Source organism: Hydrocoleum sp. CS-953, from assembly GCF_002260545.1.
In the GTDB taxonomy this organism is placed as follows: Bacteria; Cyanobacteriota; Cyanobacteriia; order Cyanobacteriales; family Microcoleaceae; genus Trichodesmium.
Map to the genome: position 1 here is coordinate 1 of NZ_LGSU01000784.1, position 4,619 is coordinate 4,619.

A 4,619-nucleotide genomic window follows, 5' to 3' on the forward strand; every position below is an offset into this window, starting at 1 on the left:
TGGGCACTGCGGACACTACCTAGACAACAAAGAAAAGGTAGAACTGCATCACATCGACGGCAACCACGACAATTGGAAACCTAATAATCTTTTAGCAGTACATGAGTCATGCCACGATTATATCCACATGGGCAAAAGGCCAAAAGCCTAAGATTATCTAGGAGCCGTGATGCGGTGAAAGTCGCACGTCCGGTTCTGAAGGAGAGGTGCGAGGGATAATACCCTCCATCGACTCTAACTAAGTAGTGTAGCCTAAGTTGATGAAATTGGTATTACTCTCATTGGATTTGGTATAAAAGTTTGAAACTATTTATAACATTCTTTTTTTAAATTGGTATTATCAGTTATCAGTACCTCTGGTCATCTCATTGCTTTAATTCTTAACTTTTGACTCTTGACTTCCTTTCCTAACTAGGTATATTATTAAATAACTTCCTTACTTTAATTCTGACTTTTGACTTTTGACTTGTTTTTAATTGGGCAAACTAAGCTAAAATTATTATCTAGTCAGCATTACAGCTAATAATAAAAAAAAATTGCTCAAGCACTTGTCAAATTATATTTAGTCTGCTAATATAGTGAAAGTGAAAAAAAAGCCGGGATAGCTCAGTTGGTAGAGCAGAGGACTGAAAATCCTCGTGTCGGCGGTTCAAGTCCGCCTCCTGGCATTTAATTATTTCTCTAATATTTCTAAAGATTATAGATGTCATACGCTGTAGTTAATTTAGGAAAAATTCCTAAATCCATCCTACTGGAGTGACCTAACTAAAATAGTTAATTATTGTAGTAGCTTGTCTAGACAAAAAATTTTATTATAAGCTGTAGTACATCATAACCAAGCAACTAGAGCTTTATCCCCGAAAGTTGGCGGCAGCAGCAGGCCAGTTTTTATTGGCGCGGGCAATATTGCCTGGAATATCTCGTTCCCATCTAGCGCGAACCCTTAAACTGAAATTGAGATATAGCTTCCCTTCGACAATGCTCCAGGCTTCTGGAACGATAGGGGCTGTGTATCCATTGGCAACTGCAAAAGCACAGAAACCTCCATACTGTGGGGCATATTGCTCTGGGGAAGCTGCAAACAAGTCGCGATTTTTGGCACTAGAAAACCACCAATTTACACCCATCCAGTTGTGAGTAAATTGTTTATTTCCTTGGACAGGTTGAGCTACTTGAAAATAGGCAACTGGGTCAGCACCTCGAATGGCAACTCCATTTTCCGCAAAAATCGGCTCTGTGACATTGGCAATCTTAGATTCATCAGTTTTGTTGGACGATACGGCAATAGTAGAATTTACAGGATCGGTGGATAGTTCGACTGATGGCTGAGGGTAATCTTTCGTTTTTGGGGAAGTACACCCTATGACCAACCCGAAACTAACTGAAGACAGGACAAAATATCGACGTTTCATCTTAACTTTTTCTCAAAAGGATTTTCGGATTTTGGATGAGCTATACATCCCTCCCCATACTTATCTATTTTAGTTGTTGATTAGCTATCCAGTTTTCCAAATCTACTATAGTTGCTAAATCAAAAATTTCATCACCTAAAGTATCTAATTTTTCTAGAGATAACTGCTCTATCTGAGTCTGAACTTCTGGAGCTATTTCTCCAAACTTTCTGTGAATTTGACTTGAGATTTTTTTCACTACTTGCTCCCGTCCAACATCCTGCAATATTAGGCTGCATATTTACGGTAAAAATTCAAGTTGTGAAAGGTATTTTAGGAATCGGTCGTAAAACACCAGGTATTGATTATGATTAGACTACTTGTTAGTGTTATTCTCGAAATTTTTCAGTGGAGTGAAAGATGCTGTGGTTAGTAATTGAAGTAAATATAATTATATCAATTTTTGGCTTTTACCTAGCTTGGAAAATCTGGATATTTAGGCAAATATTGTTAAAAGTTGAACGCAATCTTAGCTTAATAGACAATTGCACAGATAAAATACTTACCAAAACACCAAAATTATTACAACTTCGATTGCAAAGGGTAAATCAACTACGACAACTATATCAACAACTGAATTTACAAGTTCAACAGGTGCAGCAAGTAATAGCCATGTTTTGGTTGCTCAGAAGAATATGGCATCGTTATAGTAGAATTTTACTAAAGTAATGTGGATTTATTTTTTTGCCCAAGAGCTTTGTAACTAAGGACTCTGAAGTGCCAAAATCAAAATTTTCATCCTCAATATATTAATATATATCTACTATAAGAATAAGTTTTCTAGATATATAAATTGTAAAAATGTCCAATAAAAAATCTGGGTTATTTATCAGTGGTTTACTGCTAGGTTCAGCCATAGGTACAGCAACAGGGTTATTAATGGCCCCAAGAACAGGCAAAAAAACAAGACAGTTGGTAAAAAAATCAGCATCAGCTATTCCACAACTTGTAACAGACTTGTCCACCAGTTTCAAATTTCAAACAGACCGTTTTTCAGACTCTGCTACTAATTCTTGGGAAGAAATCTTAGAAAGACTCAAAGAAGCGATCGCTGCTGGATTAGAAGCTAGTCAAAAAGAGAGAGAAATATTATCTCAAACAGAGACAAAAAGCTCTGAAGTTTCAGTAGTAATAGACAGGAAAGGTTAAAGTTATAAACTTTTTCTCAGAATTATCGGAGTTCCAAAAGCACTCATTCTTGTTAAGATAATCCAGGTATAGGAAATTATCATTCCCCTGCTTAGGCGAAATACCTGTGAATAACCCTCTGTTTTGGTTAGGACTATCCTTATTACTGGTTGCATTGAGCCTGACAACTGTATTAATTGTCACTTTACCTGCGATGTTGGCCTTAGCAAGAGCAGCTCGTAGCATAGAAAAACTAGCTGATACCCTAGATCGTGAACTACCACCAACCTTAGAAGCAATTCGTCTTACTGGTATAGAAATTAGTGAGTTAACTGATGATGTAAATGATGGTGTTCAAAGTGCAGGAGAAATTGTCAAGCAAGTCGATCAAAGTCTAAGTAATGTTCGCCAACAAACGAAACAAGCGAAAACTACTACTAAAAGTATTTTTGCTGGTATTAAAGTAGCTTGGAAAACTTTTAATTGTAAACCACAAGCAAAAGAAAATACGAGGATACCATCAAACCATAGTTCTTTATCTTATCACAAGAATAGTAATAAGAGTCATTCTCCTTACCAAAAATAACACGGGAGTATAAAGCCATCGTCTTTTAAGCGATGGATGAAATCCGACCCGAATGGTTCAAACTATTCGTATCCTTTTCTCAAATAATCTTACAATATTGTGCAAGATATATGTTAAGGTAATTAGCATGGCTATTTTAACCGTAAATGAGAGTCCCCTTAACTAGAGTAACCCTAGAAAAGACGTGGATTTATCCCGTCTTTTCTAGACCTCTAGAATCCCTGTAAATAAATTGACAGGGAGTCTCAATCCTACTACTACTGAAGATTCTAGTCTAAATTCAGATTCCTGGACAAAGCAAGAAGTTGATAGTCAAGAAACTAATTCAGATACTCTACTCTGAAATTAATCCTAAGTTACTTACTATCATTGAGCCAACTCCAGCATCTGTAAATATTTCCTGTAAAAGTACATGGGGAACTCGACCATCAAGAATATGAGCTGCTCGAACCCCCTGAGCTAAACTCCGGACACAACAATTTACTTTAGGAATCATTCCACCAGATACAATTCCTTTTTCAATTAATCCTCTTGCTTCTTGAATATCTAACTTAACAATTAAACTATCTGGATTATGATAATCTTCTAAAATTCCGGCTGTATCTGTCAGGAGAATTAACTTTTCTGCATCCATAGCCGCAGCAATTTCACCTGCCACTGTATCAGCATTAATATTGTAAGCTTGTCCTTGCTCATCCGTCGCTACTGTAGATACCACTGGGATATAGCCATTATCAACTAGGGATTGTAAAATCTCTATTTTAACGTTACTAACTTCTCCAACAAAACCAATTCCTTCACTTCCTTCGGGACGCGCTTTAATTAAGTTGGCATCCTTGCCACACAAACCCACTGCACATCCACCAGCTTGATTAATTAAAGAAACAATTTCTTTATTGACTTTTCCCACCAAGACCATTTCTACTACTTCCATTGTCGGCGCATCAGTAACCCGCAAACCATCCTTAAACTGAGGTTCAATTCCTAGTTTGCCCAACCAAGAGTTAATTTCTGGACCGCCACCATGAACAACAATGGGACGTATACCGACACAAGATAATAATACAATGTCTCTAATTACTTGATCTTTTAGACTACTATCTTTCATGGCCGCACCACCGTATTTCACGACTATCTTACGACCAGCAAATTTTTGAATGTAAGGTAGTGCTTCACTTAGCACTTTTACTCGACTAATTTCTGACTGATTTTCAAAGTCTGTACTTTTTAGCATAGAGAGCTACTCTTTTTTAGTTGATAATTTGAACAATCATAGTTTATTTTATTATTTCTGATTTACACTACGAAACTAACACTACTAATCTAGTATTTTAGCTGTATTAGTTTAATCTTTGTTATATCAAAATCTGAGAATTTTTATCAACCAATATTTAAGGTGTGTCACTTTACTACTTTTTTCAAGGATGAGATGCAAAATTTACAGGGTATAAATA

At 36.4% G+C, this 4,619-nt stretch carries 6 protein-coding genes and 1 tRNA gene; 4 read left to right on the forward strand and 3 right to left on the reverse strand.

What is annotated here, in order from left to right:
* Nucleotides 1-595: 595 nt before the first annotated feature.
* Nucleotides 596-668, forward strand: a tRNA-Phe gene (locus AFK68_RS09685).
* 183 nt (nt 669-851) lie between these two features.
* Here AFK68_RS09685 and AFK68_RS09690 read toward each other — a convergent pair.
* On the reverse strand, nt 852-1,412 hold the full coding sequence (locus tag AFK68_RS09690; protein ID WP_094672530.1) for a YHS domain-containing (seleno)protein: 561 nt from the start codon (nt 1,410-1,412) through the stop codon (nt 852-854).
* A 64-nt stretch (nt 1,413-1,476) separates the two neighbouring features.
* On the reverse strand, nt 1,477-1,650 hold the full coding sequence (locus tag AFK68_RS09695; RefSeq protein ID WP_094672534.1) for a DUF4351 domain-containing protein: 174 nt from the start codon (nt 1,648-1,650) through the stop codon (nt 1,477-1,479).
* Nucleotides 1,651-1,811: 161 nt separating this feature from the next.
* Here AFK68_RS09695 and AFK68_RS09700 point away from each other — a divergent pair, with 161 nt between their 5' ends.
* The 3 genes from AFK68_RS09700 (at nt 1,812) to AFK68_RS09710 (ending at nt 3,165) form a co-directional block, all read left to right on the forward strand.
* Nucleotides 1,812-2,120, forward strand: coding sequence for a hypothetical protein (locus AFK68_RS09700; protein ID WP_094672531.1), 309 nt, complete (start codon nt 1,812-1,814; stop codon nt 2,118-2,120).
* A gap of 132 nt (nt 2,121-2,252) precedes the next feature.
* Entirely contained in the window at nt 2,253-2,600 is a 348-nt protein-coding gene (locus AFK68_RS09705; RefSeq protein WP_094672532.1) for a YtxH domain-containing protein, read from the forward strand.
* A 106-nt stretch (nt 2,601-2,706) separates the two neighbouring features.
* Nucleotides 2,707-3,165 (forward strand): DUF948 domain-containing protein, encoded by a 459-nt coding sequence (locus tag AFK68_RS09710; protein ID WP_210407326.1) that lies wholly within the window; start codon nt 2,707-2,709, stop codon nt 3,163-3,165.
* Nucleotides 3,166-3,499: 334 nt separating this feature from the next.
* Here the strand turns inward: AFK68_RS09710 and argB are convergent, their stop codons facing one another.
* Nucleotides 3,500-4,399 (reverse strand): acetylglutamate kinase, encoded by a 900-nt coding sequence (gene argB, locus AFK68_RS09715; protein ID WP_094672533.1) that lies wholly within the window; start codon nt 4,397-4,399, stop codon nt 3,500-3,502.
* Between the last annotated feature and the right edge of the window lie 220 nt (nt 4,400-4,619).

What these genes read in the sequence shown, in the direction of transcription:
- AFK68_RS09690 (WP_094672530.1), bottom strand. Translation starts at nt 1,412, where the DNA reads ATGAAACGTCGATATTTTGTCCTGTCTTCAGTTAGTTTCGGGTTGGTC.
- AFK68_RS09700 (WP_094672531.1), top strand. Translation starts at nt 1,812, where the DNA reads ATGCTGTGGTTAGTAATTGAAGTAAATATAATTATATCAATTTTTGGC.
- AFK68_RS09705 (WP_094672532.1), top strand. Translation starts at nt 2,253, where the DNA reads ATGTCCAATAAAAAATCTGGGTTATTTATCAGTGGTTTACTGCTAGGT.
- argB (WP_094672533.1), bottom strand. Translation starts at nt 4,399, where the DNA reads ATGCTAAAAAGTACAGACTTTGAAAATCAGTCAGAAATTAGTCGAGTA.